16 protein-coding genes and 1 tRNA gene are annotated in these 18,897 nt (G+C 41.3%); 14 read left to right on the top strand and 3 right to left on the bottom strand.

Features of this window, described 5'->3' with window-relative positions; all coding sequences use genetic code 11:
• Positions 1–218: 218 nt before the first annotated feature.
• Complete coding sequence (locus RS893_RS20465; RefSeq protein WP_315787400.1) at positions 219–1,553, bottom strand: hypothetical protein; 1,335 nt, start codon at positions 1,551–1,553, stop codon at positions 219–221.
• A 52-nt stretch (positions 1,554–1,605) separates the two neighbouring features.
• Here RS893_RS20465 and RS893_RS20470 point away from each other — a divergent pair, with 52 nt between their 5' ends.
• From RS893_RS20470 to RS893_RS20480, 3 genes are all read left to right on the top strand, one after another.
• Positions 1,606–1,728, top strand: a complete 123-nt coding sequence (locus tag RS893_RS20470; RefSeq protein WP_315787402.1) for a hypothetical protein — start codon at positions 1,606–1,608, stop codon at positions 1,726–1,728.
• 355 nt (positions 1,729–2,083) lie between these two features.
• Positions 2,084–2,986, top strand: coding sequence for a hypothetical protein (locus RS893_RS20475; RefSeq protein WP_315787404.1), 903 nt, complete (start codon positions 2,084–2,086; stop codon positions 2,984–2,986).
• Between the two features lie 195 nt (positions 2,987–3,181).
• Positions 3,182–4,354: an FAD-binding oxidoreductase gene (locus RS893_RS20480; RefSeq protein WP_315787405.1), complete on the top strand. Its 1,173-nt coding sequence runs from the start codon at positions 3,182–3,184 to the stop codon at positions 4,352–4,354.
• Here RS893_RS20480 and RS893_RS20485 read toward each other — a convergent pair.
• Positions 4,311–4,778 (bottom strand): hypothetical protein, encoded by a 468-nt coding sequence (locus RS893_RS20485; protein WP_315787406.1) that lies wholly within the window; start codon positions 4,776–4,778, stop codon positions 4,311–4,313. The genes RS893_RS20480 and RS893_RS20485 overlap by 44 nt on opposite strands.
• Before the next feature lie 224 nt (positions 4,779–5,002).
• Between RS893_RS20485 and RS893_RS20490 the strand changes: the two genes are divergently transcribed.
• The 7 genes from RS893_RS20490 to RS893_RS20520 all read left to right on the top strand — a co-directional run bounded on the left by RS893_RS20490 (position 5,003) and on the right by RS893_RS20520 (position 12,106).
• Positions 5,003–5,323, top strand: a complete 321-nt coding sequence (locus RS893_RS20490; protein ID WP_315792051.1) for a hypothetical protein — start codon at positions 5,003–5,005, stop codon at positions 5,321–5,323.
• The gene (locus RS893_RS20495) at positions 5,305–5,673 is read left to right on the top strand and encodes a pentapeptide repeat-containing protein (protein ID WP_315787408.1); all 369 of its coding nucleotides are present in this window, start codon (positions 5,305–5,307) and stop codon (positions 5,671–5,673) included. The genes RS893_RS20490 and RS893_RS20495 overlap by 19 nt, the downstream gene beginning before the upstream one ends.
• A 932-nt stretch (positions 5,674–6,605) precedes the next feature.
• Positions 6,606–8,417 carry an aspartate kinase gene (locus tag RS893_RS20500; RefSeq protein WP_315787409.1) on the top strand — a complete coding sequence of 604 codons (1,812 nt, stop codon included), beginning with the start codon at positions 6,606–6,608 and terminating at the stop codon, positions 8,415–8,417.
• A 182-nt stretch (positions 8,418–8,599) separates the two neighbouring features.
• Complete coding sequence (locus RS893_RS20505) at positions 8,600–8,959, top strand: VOC family protein (RefSeq protein ID WP_315787411.1); 360 nt, start codon at positions 8,600–8,602, stop codon at positions 8,957–8,959.
• 218 nt (positions 8,960–9,177) lie between these two features.
• Positions 9,178–10,476 (top strand): recombinase family protein, encoded by a 1,299-nt coding sequence (locus tag RS893_RS20510; RefSeq protein WP_315792052.1) that lies wholly within the window; start codon positions 9,178–9,180, stop codon positions 10,474–10,476.
• A gap of 546 nt (positions 10,477–11,022) precedes the next feature.
• A complete protein-coding gene (locus tag RS893_RS20515; protein WP_315787413.1) occupies positions 11,023–11,475 on the top strand; it encodes a ribbon-helix-helix domain-containing protein in 453 nt (150 codons plus the stop codon).
• Positions 11,426–12,106: a hypothetical protein gene (locus RS893_RS20520; RefSeq protein ID WP_315787415.1), complete on the top strand. Its 681-nt coding sequence runs from the start codon at positions 11,426–11,428 to the stop codon at positions 12,104–12,106. The genes RS893_RS20515 and RS893_RS20520 overlap by 50 nt, the downstream gene beginning before the upstream one ends.
• Positions 12,107–12,230: 124 nt before the next feature.
• Here RS893_RS20520 and RS893_RS20525 read toward each other — a convergent pair whose 3' ends face one another.
• Complete coding sequence (locus tag RS893_RS20525; protein WP_315787417.1) at positions 12,231–14,537, bottom strand: IMS domain-containing protein; 2,307 nt, start codon at positions 14,535–14,537, stop codon at positions 12,231–12,233.
• Positions 14,538–15,112: 575 nt separating this feature from the next.
• Here RS893_RS20525 and pdhA point away from each other — a divergent pair.
• From pdhA to fba, 4 genes are all read left to right on the top strand, one after another.
• On the top strand, positions 15,113–16,147 hold the full coding sequence (gene pdhA / locus RS893_RS20530; protein ID WP_315787418.1) for a pyruvate dehydrogenase (acetyl-transferring) E1 component subunit alpha: 1,035 nt from the start codon (positions 15,113–15,115) through the stop codon (positions 16,145–16,147).
• Positions 16,148–16,417: 270 nt separating this feature from the next.
• Positions 16,418–17,287: an aldose epimerase gene (locus RS893_RS20535; RefSeq protein ID WP_315787420.1), complete on the top strand. Its 870-nt coding sequence runs from the start codon at positions 16,418–16,420 to the stop codon at positions 17,285–17,287.
• A gap of 61 nt (positions 17,288–17,348) precedes the next feature.
• A tRNA-Lys gene (locus tag RS893_RS20540) sits at positions 17,349–17,420 on the top strand.
• A gap of 200 nt (positions 17,421–17,620) precedes the next feature.
• Entirely contained in the window at positions 17,621–18,700 is a 1,080-nt protein-coding gene (fba, locus tag RS893_RS20545; protein WP_315787422.1) for a class II fructose-bisphosphate aldolase, read from the top strand.
• The last annotated feature ends 197 nt before the right edge of the window (positions 18,701–18,897 follow it).

The raw sequence follows: 18,897 nt of genomic DNA on the forward strand, positions 1-18,897 counted from the left end.
TGGCGTTTTGTTATTTGTGCTTCAATTAGAAAGTTTCAAAGTCTCACTAGTTATTTTGAATAAACGAACACCGATGCACACCGATGCACACAGATAGGTTATCGGTGTGTATCTGTGTTTATCTGTGTACCCTGCCTTAAGCCCTTCGGGTACTCTACCTTGAAGCCTATGAGCGCGTCTACGATATTTTCAACCTAATTTTTTCGTAGGTTTAACCTTTACAGTGTTTGAAAGCCTTTTGCTGCTTTCTTTTGTCCCTTGCTTTTAGGTTTAGATTTATGGACTTCTCCTAAAGCTTCTTGGAATAGATTATGTAGATGTACAGGTACACTAGCTATTTCTGGTAATTCTGGTTCTAGAGGTTTATCATATTCTTGCAAAAGTGCATCTAAGTCATTTTTCAAGTTAAAGTCTGGACGCTGTAAGACTGTTTGCAATATTTTTTCTAATGAATTTGGATACTCTGCTGCTAGACGATACCAGATAAAAGCATTGATATTTTTGCTTTCTAAATAGTGGCGAATTAGCTTTTCGGCTCCTTCTATACTCTGCCAATCTTCTGCTACTAATATAGTTTTGATTTTTGTGTATGTTGGTAAAAACATCTGTCCCCAACGGGGATGAGAAAGGGCTGTTACTGCTTCTGCTTTTTTGAGTTCAGCAGGCAACTCTACTTTTGATGCTACCATTTTGGCTGTGGTAGTTTTGCTGTTTAACAATTGTGATACTACCTTAGAGTCAGCACCCAAATCTGCTGCTGCGGTTTCAATTTCCTCTTCATCAACTCCTGCTTCTTGGGCAATTTCTGCAAGGGATTTTGAGGAATCAATTCCTGCTGCTGCTAAGCTTTTTTCTGTATTTATTTCCTGGAGTTCAGCTATTTTTTTGTTGAGTTGATATCCTGGCATTGTGACTTCATCACTACCAAAAAACTCAACAAACTGTTCATGATACCTTACTACCGACTGCCAAGCTTCTTCCAATAAATCGGGTGCATCACTGTAAAGATGATTTTTGTAATTATCTTTAAAATTACCAATCGCCACCGCTAATTTTGGTTTACCTAATTTCCCCATTTGTGTATACGGGCCAGAAAATGTCCAGTCAGATTCTGTTACAGGAGAAATGCGAGTCAGGAGAATTTCTCCTTCTTTTAACCGCGACATTTCCTGTTGTATTTTAGTATTGTTGAATTTAACAATGTAGTTTTTGGCTGTCAGCCAGTTCATCAACTCAAAGCCATCATCCAATACTTTAACGATCGCAAATAAACCCATAAAACTACGATGCCAACTATTGAGCAATTGGCGATCGCTTTCGGACAGTTCCGGATGAGTTTGGATAAACAGATCCAGTGGTGAGTTATCTCCGACTTTGCCTTCTATGGCAAAACTGTCTATTGATAACTCTTGTTGGATCAGATCACCTGAACCACGACGCAACTGCGTTGCTGCATAAGTTTCCAGCGCTTGTGCTAGTTCATCATCTGCATCCAAAATAAAATCAATTAACGCTTGCTTGAGTTGGTGCGATCGCTCGAATAGTGCATCCACAGTTTCATCTCTCGGTTTCAACTTTTGTAGATTATAGGTTGCCCAAAGCTGGATGGATCTAACTATTGGCTTAATTTCTCAAATTGCGATCGCACATCAATTTTGCCTAACTTCCGGGAAATACTTAGTGCCTTTGTATCTTGATGGTGAAAATCACCAACCACTAAGACTCTAAGACACAAAGAATTTTCATACCATGATCTCTAGAAAAACTATGCCGGGAGCAACTACAGGCTTCCCAGACATTAAATTCACATTTTCTGCGCTAATTACCTAAAATTTACAATAATATTGCGTTTTTTAGTTGAAAATTCACATTATATTACGTATAATTGCCTACCTATTGGGTTATTAAATATCTTTACGGAATCAGAGTATACATAAACAAGCATTAATTTTTACTTAAAACTTAAAAACCGTCAAAGAATTTTGAGAGTTTGCGAAATTGAACTATCACACATAGTAGTATTTTTTATTACTCAAAAATTCCGAAAAATTAACTAAGTTTCCAAGACCAAAAAGAGGAAAATATGAAGCAATATCTGGGATTTGCTAAGCAATGTTTACTGGTAATTACTCCAATGATAGCTAGTTCTATCTTAGCAACCCCACCTAGCCAAGCTGCTACTCTAGCTTTTGCTCAGGAAGAATTAAGTTTTACCAGCTTTAGTGAAAGTTTTGGAATCATTGATAGACAAAATCAGGCTAACACCAATGCTTCTACTGTCAGTGAAGATGCAACAGTATTAACTCTCAATCAACAAGCACAAACAGATTTTACTTTGACTCCGCCACAAGCATATACTAAAGTGGGTTTGAGTCTCGCTAGTGGTCAAGGTACAAGTTATTTAGGAACAGCAGATACTCTGGGAAAAATTGTTGGTAATTTTGACATTGATGCTGGAGAGTTGTTTGCTTTTGATTTCAGAGCTTCTTTAAATTTAAGAACATCAATAGATGATCCCCTAGCAGAAAATGCCAGAGCAATTGGAGATATTTCATTCTTGTTATTTGATACGAGTGATATTGACCCAGTAAATATCTCAGATTTGATCGCTGCTGTCATATCTGGCAATCAAAGCATTGGCATAGATCCTTTAGACTACTTTTCACTCACTGGCAATGTCAATACTACTGGAAATGATGATTTTCTATCCTATCAAAACAGCCAAAATATTAGCTTTTTGAATGAATTTCAAGAATCTGATTTTGTGGGAAATGAAGAACTAGCTAGAGCTGTTATTAATGGCTCTTACAAACGCTCTTTTGAGAATAAAACAAATCTGACTTTAGTAGCAGTAAGAAGAAGCAAAGTAAAAGTAGCAGCACCAGAACCTTCAACTTATCTAGGTTCAGCTTTATCTTTTATGTTAGCTGCCATTGCTCTGAAAGCAAAACGTAGGGGAAATAAGCCAGTAAATATTATTAAATAAAAAATATATAGCGCTTCTCGTTTGGATAAATTACAACTTTATCGGTGTGCATCTGTGTACATCTGTGTTCGTTTTTCCCTATAATCTCAAGGGCGCACTTAACATCTCGCCCTCAAATAAATTTGGGGCTAATAGCTTAAGTCGACTAAAGTCGGCTTATCCTTGGATTAAGTCATCTTTAGTTGTAACAAAACGATGAAAACCTACGATTGGATCGTGATTGGTGCGGGTTTTACAGGTGCTGCACTTGCCTATGAACTTGTAAGAACAGGCTTTTCAGTACTTTTGTTAGAACAAGATGCAACTTTACGCAATGCCACTAATTATAGTTATGGTGGCTTAGCTTTTTGGTCTGGTACAACTCCCCTCACGCGTCAGTTGTGCGATGAGGGAATAGCACGTTATCGCATTCTGGCGCAAGAGTTAAACACTGATATTGAATTTCGAGAGTTAGATTTATTATTGACAATCGCTACCGATACCGATCCAGAAGTAGCTGCGGCGTCTTATGCTCATTTTGCGATTCCTCCCAAGTTACTTAGTGTTGATCAAGCATGGGAGATGGAACCATTATTAAACAAAGAAGCGATCGCAGGCGCTTTAACTGTCAAACACGGTCATATTAACCCAGAAAAAACAGCACAAGCTTACATTCAAGCATTTTTGCGCCTTGGGGGTGAAATGGAAATTACCCAAGTACAGCAGTTGATCTCAAACCATGCTTCGCCAACTATCAAAACAACTACAAAAACTTATCACAGCACTAACGTTGTCGTCTGTGCTGGCGGATTTTCTCGACAATTGCTAAAAGTATCCGGTATTCCTATACGGTTGTATTTCACCCATGCGGAGATGATCCAAACTCCACCTGTAGAAGTGCAATTGCGTACCTTAGTAATGCCAGCTAATCTGCAACGCTTTCAATTAGAAGCAGAGTCTAGCAGAGTTGATGAACTATGGAATCAACCCGGAAATCAACCAGCAACGCCAATTTTAGATGCGGGTGCAATTCAGTTTCAAGATGGTAGTATACGCTTGGGTCAAATTAGCCGTGTTCTCACTGATCCAAATGCTGAGATAGATAGAAAAGTAAGTGAAAGCTGGCTAAGGCGAAGTATAGGAGAAATATTGCCAGCATTGTCTAATTTACCAGGAACTTGGCATCATTGTTTAGTGGCATTTAGTAGCGTTCGTCTTCCCATAATCGGTGCTATTCCCGAATTTAATGGAATCTACATATTCTCTGGATTTAGCAACCCCTTAGTAATTGTCCCACCTTTAGCTCAACGCTTTGCCAATTATTTAACAGGCAAAGAAGACGAAATTATTTGCCAATTATCTCCTGTTCGCTTGCAATCTCCGATTTAGCTATAAGTTCTGTAGCTTCTTGTAAAAGTTCCTGTTGTTCCTTATGAATTTCAGCTAGCCTTTGGTAAATTTCTTCTAATCTTTGTTGCTTTTGAACGTGCATCAGTTGCGAATTTGCTGGTGGTAAAACAGGTAAACTATGGTCATATTTCTGAGAATTAGTTAGCTTTTTGATTACAATACTACCAACTTGAGTAAATGATAAAAAACTAAACTTAATCACAGCCAACATTAACTTCAAAGGAACTTGTAATATTGATCTACTAACTACTTCAACCAAGCGACCAATTGCTTGAATAATACTGCTAACTATAGCTAGAACAAACAATAGAATGATGCAACTGATAATTGGGTGATTAGCTGCCCAACTAATAATTTGTGCTAGTTGAAAAATAGAACGGTTCTGATTCAGCCAATCATTCATAGTTGGTTGTTGGTTATTAGTTGTTAGTTGTTAGTAGGGGCGGGTTTTGGTAGATATTTATAAGTGGCTAAACAGAATTAATTACACACATTGTTTCCCTATTAAGAGTTCCCTACCTTTTTATACTAGTACTAATCCAAATTCCAATTAAGATCTCACATGCGATCGCCACAACTCATTGGTAGAGTGGTAAATAGAAGCTTGATACTGGATGGGTAAAAATGATGACGCTAGAAGAATTCAAGCAATTGATAGAAAAACAGCAAAAATGTCCCGATTCCTTGCCAAAAGCCCTGCAAGCTTTGTGGCTTGACTATAAAGGTAACTGGGATAGAGCGCATGAAATCGTTCAAAATGCCAATGATCTTGATAGTGCTTGGGTTCATGCGTATTTGCACAGAAAAGAAGGTGATTTGAGCAATGCCCGTTATTGGTATAGACGTAGTAGTAAGCCAGAATTTCATGCTGGACTTGAGCAAGAATGGGAACAAATTGCTTCTGATTTGCTGATGAAGGTGAAACAATTATGGATGCCGATGAATTAATACGGCGTTACGCCGCCGGAGAAAGAGATTTTACTGCTGTCAATTTAGCTGGAGCTAAGTTGATAGGAGCAGACTTAGTTGGCATCAATTTGTACGCAGCAGACCTGAGTGGTGCTAACCTGGCAAAAGCTAAACTATGGGGTTCTAATTTAGGTGGAGCAAACCTAGCCAAAGCAAATTTAACCAGAGCTAACCTTAGTGGTGCAAAGTTGATAGAAGCAAATCTACGTGGAGCTAAACTACAACATACCAAACTATTTGGAGCAAATTTAACAGGGGCTTGTTACGACGATAGCACCAAATTTTCTTATGGCTTTAACCCTGAAAGTAGAAATATGCGAAAGATGTAATCTTTGTAATCAGTTTCAAGTAATATTTGGAGATGCAATAGTATAGGATGCATAAGGTAATTTTATCTTCACTCGCTCATTGATATTTGTTAAAACTAATTGCATTGAAGCTTTAGTTTTTTCCTAATAAATCCCTTAGATATACTCAGCAACTGTCGCCAACATATCTATACTGCTAGGAGCTAACTCCAGCAAAACTTCTAATAGCACCTCAGTAATAATTGGCTCCTAGTAGTTCACCAAATTGATTTTGATAGGTTGACCAGATCCCCGACTTTTTGAAAAAGTTGGGGATCTGACGCCTCGCGAAGAGTCAAAACTTATGTGTCGAGTAATAGTGGACTCGCATAGATTTGCTATGAACAGGATAAATTATGAATTCTAGTAAAAGCTTTTGTTGGTATTTTCCTAGCTAAAAGTAGCTAGGAAAGTTCATCAAATCTTAATTAAGGTTTCTATCCCTGTTTAGGTATCAGTCTTGAAATAAATTTAATTAGTGACAAGATATACTATAGCAATTCTATTTGATCTGTAAACAATCACATCACCCAGATCCCCGACTTATTAGAAAAGTCGGGGATCTTGTTTTTCACAAATGATTTAGAATTGCTATAAATAATACACTTAATGCACGCTTGTATATTAACAACAGTGGCAAGGATTAAAGATACGATTAGTGTATATCTAATAGACTTCAAAAGCAGGTGCTTGAATACAGTTTTATTTATTTGAGTCATAATCCATTGTAGAACACAAGCTAGCGTGTTTCTCCAGCAACCACAACCAAGTATTATCAAAGAAGTTTAAATTTCACATTTTTTGTGTCAGCTAATTCTGATAAGTTGTTAAATTAATATACTTGCAGAGCCTTCCCAACTTACTCATGCAGTGCGGGTGTTGATAAAGCAAGCACAATTCCTTTAGTAAAAGTTATGTCGCTCATAGTTCAGAAATTCGGTGGTACATCTGTCGGTTCCGTTGAACGCATTGTCTCTGTTGCACAACGCGTTTCTAAAACTGCAAAAGCAGGAAATTCCATAGTGGTGGTGGTTTCTGCGATGGGCAAAACCACCGATGGACTTGTGAAATTAGCTGCGGAAATCTCTAAAAATCCTTGCCGTCGGGAAATGGATATGTTGCTTTCTACAGGTGAGCAGGTATCGATTGCTCTAGTGAGTATGGCGTTGCAAGAGTTAGGACAACTAGCAATTTCTCTGACTGGCGCTCAAGTAGGAATTGTCACCGAAGCTGAACACACCCGCGCTCGGATTTTACATATTCAAACAGAACGGCTCACTAAGCATCTTCAAGAAGGCAAAGTTGTTGTTGTTGCTGGTTTTCAAGGCATTAGCAGAACCGATGCATTAGAAATTACTACCTTAGGGCGAGGTGGCTCAGATACTTCTGCTGTGGCGATCGCAGCTGCTTTAAAGGCAGATTTTTGTGAAATTTATACCGATGTACCAGGGATTCTCACTACCGATCCTCGTCTAGTTCCTGAGGCGCAGTTGATGAGTGAAATCACCTGCGATGAGATGCTAGAACTCGCTAGTTTAGGGGCAAAAGTCTTGCATCCTCGGGCTGTGGAAATTGCCCGTAACTACGGAGTGCCTCTGGTTGTACGTTCTAGCTGGACAGATGATCCCGGTACTTGGGTAACTTCACCTCCAGTCAAAGAGCGATCGCTAATCAATTTAGAGATTGCACGTCCAGTAGATAGTGTTGAATCTGATACTAATCAAGCCAAAGTAGCATTATTACGTGTCCCAGATAAACCAGGTGTCGCAGCGCGGCTGTTTGGAGAAATTGCTCGTCAGGATGTAGATGTAGATTTAATTATTCAATCAATCCATGAAGGTAATAGTAATGACATTGCTTTTACCGTAATTACACCAGTTCTACCGAAAGCCGAAGCCGTAGCTGCTGCCATTGCTCCTGTTCTCCGCAGTCACAAGAGTAGCCCAAATGAAGAAGCTGAGGTGATGGTGCAGCAAAATATTGCGAAAGTCAGTATTGCTGGTGCAGGGATGATCGGGCGTCCCGGAGTCGCCGCCAAAATGTTCGCCACCCTAGCAGCAGCAGGTGTGAATATCCAAATGATTTCTACCAGTGAGATTAAAGTCAGCTGCGTCATTGCTGCCCAAGAATGTGATCGCACCGTCGCCGCCCTTAAAGAAGCGTTCGATTTAGACACTCCCCCCACCCCTCACACTCCCCCCACTCCCCTCACTCCTCACACTTGCGTACGCGGTGTCGCCCTCGATATGAACCAAGCACGTCTAGCTATTCGCCAAGTTCAAGATCGTCCGGGAACTGCGGCAAAACTGTTTGGACTTTTGGCAGACAACAATATCAGTGTGGACATGATCATTCAGTCCCAACGCTGTCATGTAGTTAATGGTGTGCCGATGCGCGATATTGCTTTTACAGTGGCGCAGATGGATGCAGAAGCAGCACAGAAAATGTTGCAAGCCAAAGCAGTAGAATATGGTTGGGGTGAAGTAGCCCTAGATCAGGCGATCGCCAAAGTCAGTATCGTTGGTGCTGGCATGGTAGGACAACCAGGCATTGCTGCGAAAATGTTTGAAGCCCTAGCGCAGCATCATATAAACATTCAAATGATAGCTACTTCAGAAATCAAAATTAGTTGTGTAGTCACCCAAGAAGAAGGTGTGAAGGCACTACAAGTTATTCATGCAGCATTTGGACTAGCAGGTAGTGAGAAGTTTATTGTGCCTGCGTAGAGGAATTGGGAGGTGGGGAGGTGGGGGAAGTGTGTAGACGCGTAGCGGCTTAAGGTAAGGGTGGAGTGTGAGGAGTATAGATGTTCTCCCTTGTCCCCCACCTCCCCCGTATCCTAAATCAGTGACCAGTTTAATTTGATAACTGATAACTGATTATTTGTCCCCTATCCCCGATTCTCCATATGCAGATTACCCAGTGTGTTCATACAGCAATTCTTGTAACTGACTTAGAACGCTCCCAACATTTTTATGGCACTGTGTTGGGATTGCCCAAAGTAGAACGTCCGATGAAATTCCCTGGCGCTTGGTATCAAGTCGGCGAGTATCAAATTCACCTGATCGTAGGGCCTAGCGTTAAGGACGAATCCAAAAATGAAAAATGGGGACGCAATCCCCACGTTGCTTTTTTAGTTTCCGACTTAGATGCCGCTAAACAGCAGCTATTAAATTATAACTGCCTAATACAACCCAGTGCTTCTGGTCGCCCTGCTGTTTTCACCCAAGATCCGGATGGAAATGTGATTGAGTTAAGTCAGGGGTGATGGGGAACTCGGGATCGCTGGTGGGGATTAGGGGCAGTGGGGAGTGTGTAGACGCGCTCATAGGCTTAAGGTAAGGGTGGAGTAAATAACCACTAACCACTAACCACTAACTACTAACTACTAACTACTAATGTACAGACGCGATGTTCCTCGCGTCTGTACCCACTAACAACCAACAACCAACAACCAACAACCAACAAACATCTAACTTCTGTCTGATGAAAATTCTTGCTTACACCTACAACGATCCTTTACTAGAAACTGCTGCCGATCCTCAGACTTGGGGATGGGAAATAGATAGAGTGTACCAAGATTTAGGACAGCGCACGGAGTTACAACAATTACTAATTGACTGTCAAAACGATCCGCCTGATTATATCATTGTCCGCCGTCTAGATGAATTGGGGGATAACGTTGAGGAAGTGAGCGATCGCCTTTGCCAAATCGAAGCAATGGGGATAACGCTGGTTGCAGTGGAGCAAGGTTACAATTCTGCTGAGAACTCTCCTAATCTTCATGCTCAATTGTTACAATTGCTACATGAGATTCAACGACAGCAACACAGTCGCCGTATCCGTCAAGGACACGCTCGTAATCGTTTAGATGCTACTCCCCCTCCTGGAAAAGCACCTTATGGATATCGTCGAGGTAAAGATAAGTACATTATTGACCGTAGTACTTCTCCTGTAGTTAAAGATTTTTTTGAACAGTTTCTGCTTTATGGTTCCCTGCGAGGAGCAGTGCGTTACCTCGCGAAAAAATACGGCAAGAAAATTTCTGTCACCACAGGGCGTCGTTGGTTGACTAATCCAGTTTATCGTGGTAGTACTGCTTATCAAAATGGGGAAATTCTTGCCAATACCCATCCCCCTATCCTTTCTCAGGAAGAAGCAGCGCAAGTTGACAGGCTTTTACGCCGTAATAGTCGTTTACCATCACGGACTGCAAGTGCGCCGCGTTCTCTAGCGGGGTTGGTTGTTTGTGGCGAATGTCAATCACATATGGGTGTTGCTCGCGTTACTATTCGCAACCAAGACAAAGAGTATCTTTATTTACGTCCAATTAGCTGTATAAAACAGCCCAAGTGTCGGGCTATTCCTTATCAAGAAGTATTAGAGCAGACTATTCAAGCTATTTGTCGCGATTTACCCGTGGCGGTGGACAAAATGAATTCTCCTCAATTGGATGCAGTTAAGCATAGCTTAGGGGATGCGATCGCTCGTCAGCAAGAAATACTCACACAATTACCAGCTTTAGTCGAAACTGGAGTACTAGATGCACAAACAGCCAAATTAAGGGCATACAAACTCCGCACAGAAATATCTACACTGCAAGCAAAGTTAGCGGCTTTACCACCAGTAAACTTGCGTTCTGTTGCAGTTGCAGTTTCTATCCCTCAATTTTGGTTGGATTTATCAGAACCAGAACGACGATTTTATTTTCGCGAATTCATTCGTCAAGTAGAAATTATTCGTCAACAGCAAAAGTGGGACTTACAAGTAATTTTTATTTTTTGATATATCATGTCCGCTTGAACAGTTATACTGTCGCATAGGCTGGTGATGGGTAATTGGTAATTAAGATACTGATGATTTTCCCATGCCTAATGCCCAACAACGAAGCATAATATCGTCAGCAATTAGCCGAACTTGATATTACCTGTTACCAGCCAAATACTTAATATTTCTTCAAATTTCTCTGTGTGTAGCTAAATTTCAATTTCTTATCAGAGAATTTATAAAATATTATACATAATTAAACTTGATGATTGTATAATAACTAGCAAAGGGGCTTTAAGCCCCTTGTTTTTCACCCGCAAGCTAGTTATCAGGGTAGCCAAGTAATTACCAGGGTATCTACCTTTTTTATAGGCATCTACCGTTAATCTTAAATTTTACTAAGTTGCAGTAGCTGACCGATTAATTGTGTCAGTACTGCTATGCTAACACTTGTCATTTTTTCATGTCAATGATTCATGTAAAAATGACAAAAAATCATGTCAAACAATTTAGATATCATGAGAGAGAATAGAAGACAAATGTGATATCTATACAGTTCACAAAATGACCGACAGAAGGCGTTGTGAGGATTACAAACAAGTCAGCGGTTATGTACCGGTAGAGTTGGCGCGGGAATTCAAAAGCATCTGCGCTCGTGAGGGTGTGTCTCAAAGCGACGCGTTAGAAGAGATGATCCGTGAGTGGCTGGGAAAAAAAACAGCTTCCAACTCCTCCCAACTAGAACAGGCAAATCGCCTGATCACAATTGCTGATGTAGTTCGAGCCAACATGACAAAACTTAAGCGCTGTGGAGTCAAAAACCTACAAGCGCTTGCCAAAGGAGAAGTTCTGCCTACACCAGGGGACTTCGCCATTATTATGTCTAGTTTGGCTATCCCTGAGGAAGAACAAAAAATGATTTGGCAAAAAACTTTTAGTTCCCTAAACAATGATTTTGGTGGTGTGAATGAGTGCGAGCGTTCTGAAAGTCCTAAACCAACCGGGCTGGAACTATAAATTGTCCTATGATGGGGTTTCTATCCTTGCCCCAACCAAGAAAGATGCAACCCACCTTGCTCAAAGCTACGGATATGCTTTAAGTGAAACCGCAGCAAAAATCAACGGTAAGGTGCGAATTGGGTGGAGACACTGCAAGCGACCCATTGAATTTTATGGGTGGATGGCATCCCAGAAACCCCCAACACCCGCCGAAACTGCCGAGCGCATGTTACCTGTGGGAGGCGAAGTTTTTTGCAGTCAGCTGCTATTACCAGTAGGGTTGTTGAAACGTATGGTTGCTGCTGCTGAAAGTGAACGTCCGATTAGCATTATCAGACAAGATAACAATAAACAAATAATTGTTAATCAACTAATGTCTGACATGCTACAAACTCCCCCGGAGGTTGCCACTCAAAGGGTGATGAATAGGTTCTGGTTAGCAGAAGATTTGGCAGAACTGGAACGACGACTAACTCAGCAAAGCAGATTCACTATGACTTACCGGGGTGGGTTAAACGAACAAACTTGGGCAATCCTCACAACCCAATTTGAGAGTTTTGAGGTTGATGGCATCTGGTACAGACAGGCAACTACCTTAGCAACTCCTGAACTGATACCGATTCCGCCAGAGGCTTTTGCTCCGATTTAAGTAGATAATTTGACTTAACTTCAAGACATGAAAAATCATCAGGTGCATAACTCAGTTATCAGTTATCAGTTATCAAATTCTATTACTGACTGTTAACTGTTAACTGATTCCTAACTAATAACAATTAACTAACTTTATTCAAAACCGAGATTTCCCGGATACGCCATCCATCAGGTTTGCGAACCAAGTTATATCTAACTCGCACCGTTTCTTTAGAGGACTTCTGCTGGTTTAGTAAACCGTTTTCATAAAAACTAGTTGCTTCAGTTACGGAAGCTTGCACCGCAGCATGTTCCTGATCTGTGGGATCAATTTCTAAAGATTCTACCTTAACGCTATGTTCATACTTGCGATAACGGTTATCAGCTTTGTCTTGTTGAGCAACGAGTTGCCATTGAGTCAGGGCTGAGCCGATCAAAATATTCTCCAAACTATCAATTTCATGATTTGGTCCTAAGGCAGCAGATTTAGTTGCTAACCAGGTCTGAATCACCTCTTCTGCTGTCACTTCTGTGAGTTTCCCTGTAGGAAACTGGGGTTTACTGTTGCGCTCAGGAATAGTTAATGGTGGTTCATTGATTTGGATTGATAATTGTTGACCTTGTAAAGTTGGTGCTGGTCTCAATGCGTTATGTACGAATTTTATAGTTGTTGAAATCGCCAGCCATAAAACTAATAGACTTGCCAAAGTAGTCACCACCACCCAAAGTAACCGCATTTTGGCATTGCCCCCCCGAGAAGCAGAACGCCTCCGGCGTGAAGCAGCAGGTGGACGCTGTTCTCTATAGTGTCCTCTGGAATGAGGAGATTGGTTGGGTTTACGTCTTCTTGGGGTTTGTGGATGAGAGTGTACATCATCTCTAGCAGAACCATTCATGTAATAGTTATTACTTCTGCTTGCACGTTCCACACCAGAAACGGGAATAACGGGCATGTCTACTCTTGTATCCTCGGTAGTTGAATGGGTTGGTGATGTTGGAGAGGATGAAGATGACTGGAGTGGAGATTTTGCTGAATAAGTTCTACTATTGGGAAATTGTCCGTAAACTATATTAGGGTCGCTGCCGTAACTTTGAGGATTTATTTGGGTTGGAGCATGGGAAGGTTGGTTAGTTGTTGACCCTTCATAATTAGTTTCTGCCTGCGTAGGTAGCTGTTCTAGATAAGTTTGTACCCGCCGATCAGCAAAATAATCTTTCAGGGAAGCTTGCTGCTTGAGTAAATCTCGGAAGTTAGGAAAAACATCGTTTTGCAGCCAATGTTCACCGTATAAGCACAAGCCTGGAAGCAGATCAGGAGAGTTTTGAGAATGTTCCCGAATAAAAGCTAGGGCTTCGTATTCCTGACTCAGTTCTAAGACCCGGGTAGCTTCTTCTGTTTGACCCAACATCAAAGCACATAAAGACTGTTCTAAATGCACATCTTGGCGCTTGCCTAGACGGATCAGCATCTGTTTTGCTTGCTGAATCAAAGCTGGTTGACGTTGGGTGAATCCGCGTGCTATCAATGCATAAACAGCCAAGTATATGGCTACGCCAGAAGGACGCCTACTTTCCGCTTCAAATAATTGATGTTGTTCTGCTACTGTCAGGTGGTTACGCAGTTGCTGAATAAAGCGTAGAAAGTCATCAATGTTGAGACCAGAGTAGTCATTCCCTGTACCATCAATACCGCCGCGATCGTCTAAGATATCTTGTAGTAATTGCAACCCTTGCTTGCGTTCGGCAGTTTTTTCTAGGGGTAAGGCAAGTAACTCTAAAATTCTGTACGGTCGCAGTCTGTAAAGGTCTGCCTGAATTTCAGCTTGCACATTTGGGAATAGACCAAAATGTGCTAATAACTGATCGCCTGTTTCTAGGGAAGCAGCTGCATTTTCGTAATGACCCTGTTGCCATTCTTCTCGACCTAGTTCTAGGCAAGCAAGAGCAACTGTAAGAACAACATCTGCTCTTTGGGGATCTATATCACTAAATTCACTAGTTTCTGGAGTTTTGCCTACTTGGACGCCAGTACTGTTATTGTTAGTCAGGTATGGATGACCTAGCTTTAGTACCAGTTCGTATTCTCCTAACTCTTGCAGAATCAGCAAAGCACCTGCTAATTCCTCTGGATTAATTTCAATACTGAGACCTTGAGACTCAATCGAGTCATGGTCAACAGCACGGTTTTCCACTGCTACGGTAGGATTGTTTTCCCTCTCGGAACCATAGGCATGGGCAAGATAAATTTGATCGTAGGCTCTGCGTTCTTTGGGATCTGATAAAACCACGTAAGCTTCTTCAATAAGTTGTTTGCGAGAGTTAATCGCTACCTGGGAATACTCGCGTCGTGGCAATTGCTGCCGGCGATCGCTATACGCCTGCCGCAATTGTTCCTCACTTGCTGCCAAAGGCAGTCCTAAAATTCGGTAGTAATCTAGCGGGATTCGCACAGCCTACTTCCCCTGCAGCGCGATCGACATAATTCTAAGAGAGCATTCCAAGAGTGTAAAACCGTGCCATAATAATAACTCGTTGTTTTCACACAACAAGTGTGTTTTGCAACAAGTTTTATTCTGCTCCTCCAATTTATTTGAGAGTAGCGCCAATCATATTCTGTTGGCAGATATTTACTATTTTTTTCTGGCTGGAATGTATGAGTTAAACATTCCTGCGACTGCTTGTGAGGAAAGTTTCCAAACATGCCATCAAGCAGACCCCGTTTCATAGGTTTGCTGCTGCTGGCGAGCGAACCGAAGTATAACATAGTTGTATATTTATGGCAATTATCTAGGGAAGTAAAAATATAAAATATTCAATTTTTTAATTTGTTAATGACTATGCAGAAAGCAAGCTATCCTGGTTGATAGTCTTGGGTCTAGGGTTGTTATCTTAACTCCTCCAGGAAAAAACATAAAACAGTAATAGTAAAGGACTGTTTAATTTTTAACTCGTTTTTCGAGTCTAAATTATCCAATTCTTTTAAAAATGGTAACTTTAAGTGTTACTACAGGGATACTAAAAAATAATGGTTCAAGAACGTACTTTACCCAAATTTGACGTTGCTAGCGCCCAAATTGATAGAGAAGAAGGACTGCGATTGTATCAAGATATGGTACTCGGACGCACCTTTGAAGACAAATGTGCCGAAATGTATTACAGGGGCAAAATGTTTGGTTTTGTCCACTTGTACAATGGTCAGGAGGCAGTCTCCACAGGTGTCATCCAAGGAGCAATGCGACCAGGAGAAGATTTTGTTTGCAGTACCTACCGCGACCACGTTCATGCTTTGAGTGCGGGAGTACCAGCAAAAGAAGTAATGGCAGAGTTATTTGGCAAAGCCACAGGTTGCAGTAAAGGACGTGGCGGTTCCATGCATATGTTCTCTGCGGAACATCATTTGTTGGGTGGTTATGCTTTCGTCGCAGAAGGTATTCCTGTAGCAGCTGGGGCAGCTTTTCAAAGTAAATACCGCCGAGAAGTGCTAGGTGATGCCAGTGCTGATCAAGTTACAGCTTGCTTTTTTGGTGATGGTGCTTGTAACAACGGTCAGTTTTTTGAGACCTTAAATATGGCTGCGCTGTGGAAATTACCAATCCTTTTCGTCGTTGAAAATAACAAATGGGCTATTGGTATGGCTCATGAACGGGCAACTTCCGACCCCGAAATTTATAAAAAAGCCAGCGTCTTCAACATGGTGGGTGTGGAAGTAGATGGTATGGATATTATGGCAGTGCGTGCGGTGGCCCAGGAAGCCGTAGCCCGCGCCCGTGCAGGTGAAGGCCCGACATTGATTGAAGCACTTACTTACCGCTTCCGGGGTCACTCTTTAGCAGATCCAGATGAGTTACGTAGCAAGGATGAGAAAGAATTTTGGTTTGCCCGTGATCCAATTAAGAAATTTGCTGCTTATCTTACAGAAAGAAACCTGGCAACAGAGGAAGAATTAAAAGAGATTGACCGCAAAATCCAGCAAGAAATAGAAGAGGCAGTGAAGTTCGCTGAAAGTAGCCCGGAACCAGACCCAAGCGAACTGTATCGCTACGTATTTGCGGAAGACTAATAGAAATAATGAATTATGAATTATGAATGCTGAAAAATTTCATAATTTCATAATTTATTATTTATGTCTTAATGTGAATTAAAACTATGGCAAAAATCCTGTTTTTAAGGCGAACATAGATGAATACCGTGTAAGGCGAAAATCTCTCTGTGTTCTATGAGTGTGTATCGGTGTTCGTTAATTAAAATCAAACTGGACAATTGCCAAAAAACCTTATGTTGCTTTTTCAATTCACCTTAGACGTTACTTATAATTCATTATTCCAAAGCAGTGTCTTCTATCTCTATTCAACAAAAACAATATAAAACCTACATTCTCACGCATGAAATTGCCAACTCTCAGCTAGAAGTTGTTCCAGAACGTGGCGGTATTATTACTCGTTGGCGAACTCAAGGGCAGGAAATTCTTTACCTAGATACAGAACGCTTTGCTAACCCAGAGTTGAGTGTTAGGGGTGGTATCCCGATTTTGTTCCCCATCTGCGGCAATGTACCCGACAATAGTTACACTTACAACGGTAAGCAGTACACCTTAAAACAACATGGTTTTGCTCGTGATTTACCTTGGCAAGTAACTGATCAAGTTACTCAAGATGCAGTGAGTTTGAGTCTTACTCTTAATAGCAATGAACAAACACGAGCAGTTTATCCTTTTGATTTTCAGCTAATTTTTAATTATAAAATCCAAGGCAATACCTTAGGAATCCAGCAGCAGTATACAAATCTTTCCTTGGAAGTAATGCCCTTTTCTTTTGGGTTTCATCCTTACTTTTTTACCCAGGATAAAACCCAATTGCAGTTTGAGATTCCTGCTCAAGAATACCAAGACCAAAGAAGTCAGGAAATTCACTCTTTTGCAGGTAAATTTGATTTCAATCAAGATGAAATCGATGTGGCATTTAAACAGCTAGCTAGTCAATCAGCCAGTGTAATTGACAATAGCCGGAAATTAAAACTCACGCTGGAATACGACAATATCTTTTCTACCCTTGTGTTTTGGACTCTCAAGGGCAAAGATTTTTACTGTCTAGAACCTTGGAGTGCGCCCCGTAACGCCATCAATACTAGTGAACATCTGACAGTGTTGCAACCAGGAGACACTTGTACAGCAAATGTGAGAATTTCGGCAAAATTTTTCTAAACCCCTTTACAAATCCCCAGCTATATGTGATATAGTGGTGAAGTTGCAAATCGCGGACAGCGGGTCGCTAACTCAAAGGTAGAGTACTCGGCTTTTAACCGATTAGTTCTGGGTTCGAATCCCAGGCGACCCATATAAAAAAGGTAGATAATAAATATAGGCAACTATTAGGTAGGTTTATGTTGAGCCATAGGGCAAAGTTTTTCTACAGAAATCACCCATCACTAGTTATAATTTCCTATAGGCTCACAATATTTTCTTAAGATTGGCGTAATATTTATTTACGCTAAATTCCAAACCGACTAGCTGACAACACAATTAGGAGGACTATCTATGGCGCTCGTGCCAATGCGGCTGCTGTTGGATCACGCGGCTGAAAACAATTACGGTATTCCAGCTTTTAACGTGAACAACATGGAGCAGATTCAAGCGATTATGCAAGCTGCCCATGAAACAGATAGCCCCGTGATTTTGCAAGCTTCTCGTGGCGCTCGTAAATACGCTGGTGAAAACTTCCTGCGTCATTTGATTTTGGCAGCAGTGGAAACTTATCCCCATCTTCCCATTGCTATGCACCAAGATCATGGTAACGAGCCTGCCACTTGCTACTCAGCAATTAAGAACGGCTTTACCAGCGTGATGATGGATGGTTCCCTGGAAGCTGATGCTAAAACCCCTGCTAGCTATGAGTACAACGTCAAAGTTACCCGCCAAGTGGTGGAAGTAGCTCATGCACTGGGTGTCAGCGTTGAAGGCGAACTCGGTTGCTTGGGTTCTCTGGAAACTGGTATGGGCGAAGCAGAAGATGGTCATGGTTTCGAGGGTAAACTTGATCATTCCCAACTGTTGACTGATCCTGACCAAGCTGTTGATTTTGTTGAGCAAACCCAAGTGGACGCTTTGGCTGTTGCGATTGGTACTAGCCACGGTGCTTACAAGTTCACCCGCAAGCCAACTGGTGAAATTTTGGCAATCAGCCGTATTGAAGAAATTCACCGCCGTTTGCCTAACACTCACTTAGTAATGCACGGTTCCTCCTCCGTACCTGAAGATTTGATTGCTTTGATTAACCAGTACGGTGGTGCTATTCCTGAAACCTACGGTGTACCTGTAGAAGAAATTCAAAAAGGCATCAAGAGCGGTGTACGCAAGGTAAATATCGACACCGACAACCGTTTGGCAATTACTGCTGCTGTGCGGGAAGCTTTGGCAAAAGATGCCAAAGAATTTGACCCCCGTCACTTCCTCAAGCCTTCTATTAAGTACATGCAAAAAGTCTGTGCTGAACGCTACCAACAATTTGAAACTGCTGGTAATGCTAGTAAGATCAAGCAGGTTTCTTTGGAAGAGTTTGCTGCTAAGTATGCTAAAGGCGAACTCAATGCTGCTATCAAGAAAACTGTTGCTCTGTAATCTAGACAAACTAAATAAATAGGGACACAGCAGTAAGGTGTCCCTAAACTGAGGATTCTCATCGTAGTAGACTGAACCGGGTAGCAATTATGTTCCCCGGTTTTTTAATTTGATGATAAGTAGAAGGCAGATGGCAGAGGGGTAGTTCTTGTGAGGTTTTTCATTCATTTTGGTGTATATAATTCATGATGGCTACT

The sequence above is a fragment of the Fischerella sp. JS2 genome, assembly GCF_032393985.1.
Lineage (GTDB): Bacteria > Cyanobacteriota > Cyanobacteriia > Cyanobacteriales > Nostocaceae > Fischerella.

Excerpts from the sequence above, each read along its gene's own strand:
- RS893_RS20490 (WP_315792051.1), top strand. The coding sequence starts at position 5,003 with ATGACGCTAGAAGAATTCAAGCAATTGATAGAAAAACAGCAAAAATGT.
- RS893_RS20470 (WP_315787402.1), top strand. The coding sequence starts at position 1,606 with ATGGATCTAACTATTGGCTTAATTTCTCAAATTGCGATCGCACATCAA.
- pdhA (WP_315787418.1), top strand. The coding sequence starts at position 15,113 with ATGGTTCAAGAACGTACTTTACCCAAATTTGACGTTGCTAGCGCCCAA.
- RS893_RS20475 (WP_315787404.1), top strand. The coding sequence starts at position 2,084 with ATGAAGCAATATCTGGGATTTGCTAAGCAATGTTTACTGGTAATTACT.
- RS893_RS20495 (WP_315787408.1), top strand. The coding sequence starts at position 5,305 with ATGGATGCCGATGAATTAATACGGCGTTACGCCGCCGGAGAAAGAGAT.
- RS893_RS20510 (WP_315792052.1), top strand. The coding sequence starts at position 9,178 with ATGAAAATTCTTGCTTACACCTACAACGATCCTTTACTAGAAACTGCT.
- RS893_RS20485 (WP_315787406.1), bottom strand. The coding sequence starts at position 4,778 with ATGAATGATTGGCTGAATCAGAACCGTTCTATTTTTCAACTAGCACAA.
- RS893_RS20505 (WP_315787411.1), top strand. The coding sequence starts at position 8,600 with ATGCAGATTACCCAGTGTGTTCATACAGCAATTCTTGTAACTGACTTA.
- RS893_RS20520 (WP_315787415.1), top strand. The coding sequence starts at position 11,426 with ATGAGTGCGAGCGTTCTGAAAGTCCTAAACCAACCGGGCTGGAACTAT.
- fba (WP_315787422.1), top strand. The coding sequence starts at position 17,621 with ATGGCGCTCGTGCCAATGCGGCTGCTGTTGGATCACGCGGCTGAAAAC.
- RS893_RS20500 (WP_315787409.1), top strand. The coding sequence starts at position 6,606 with ATGTCGCTCATAGTTCAGAAATTCGGTGGTACATCTGTCGGTTCCGTT.
- RS893_RS20480 (WP_315787405.1), top strand. The coding sequence starts at position 3,182 with ATGAAAACCTACGATTGGATCGTGATTGGTGCGGGTTTTACAGGTGCT.
- RS893_RS20515 (WP_315787413.1), top strand. The coding sequence starts at position 11,023 with ATGACCGACAGAAGGCGTTGTGAGGATTACAAACAAGTCAGCGGTTAT.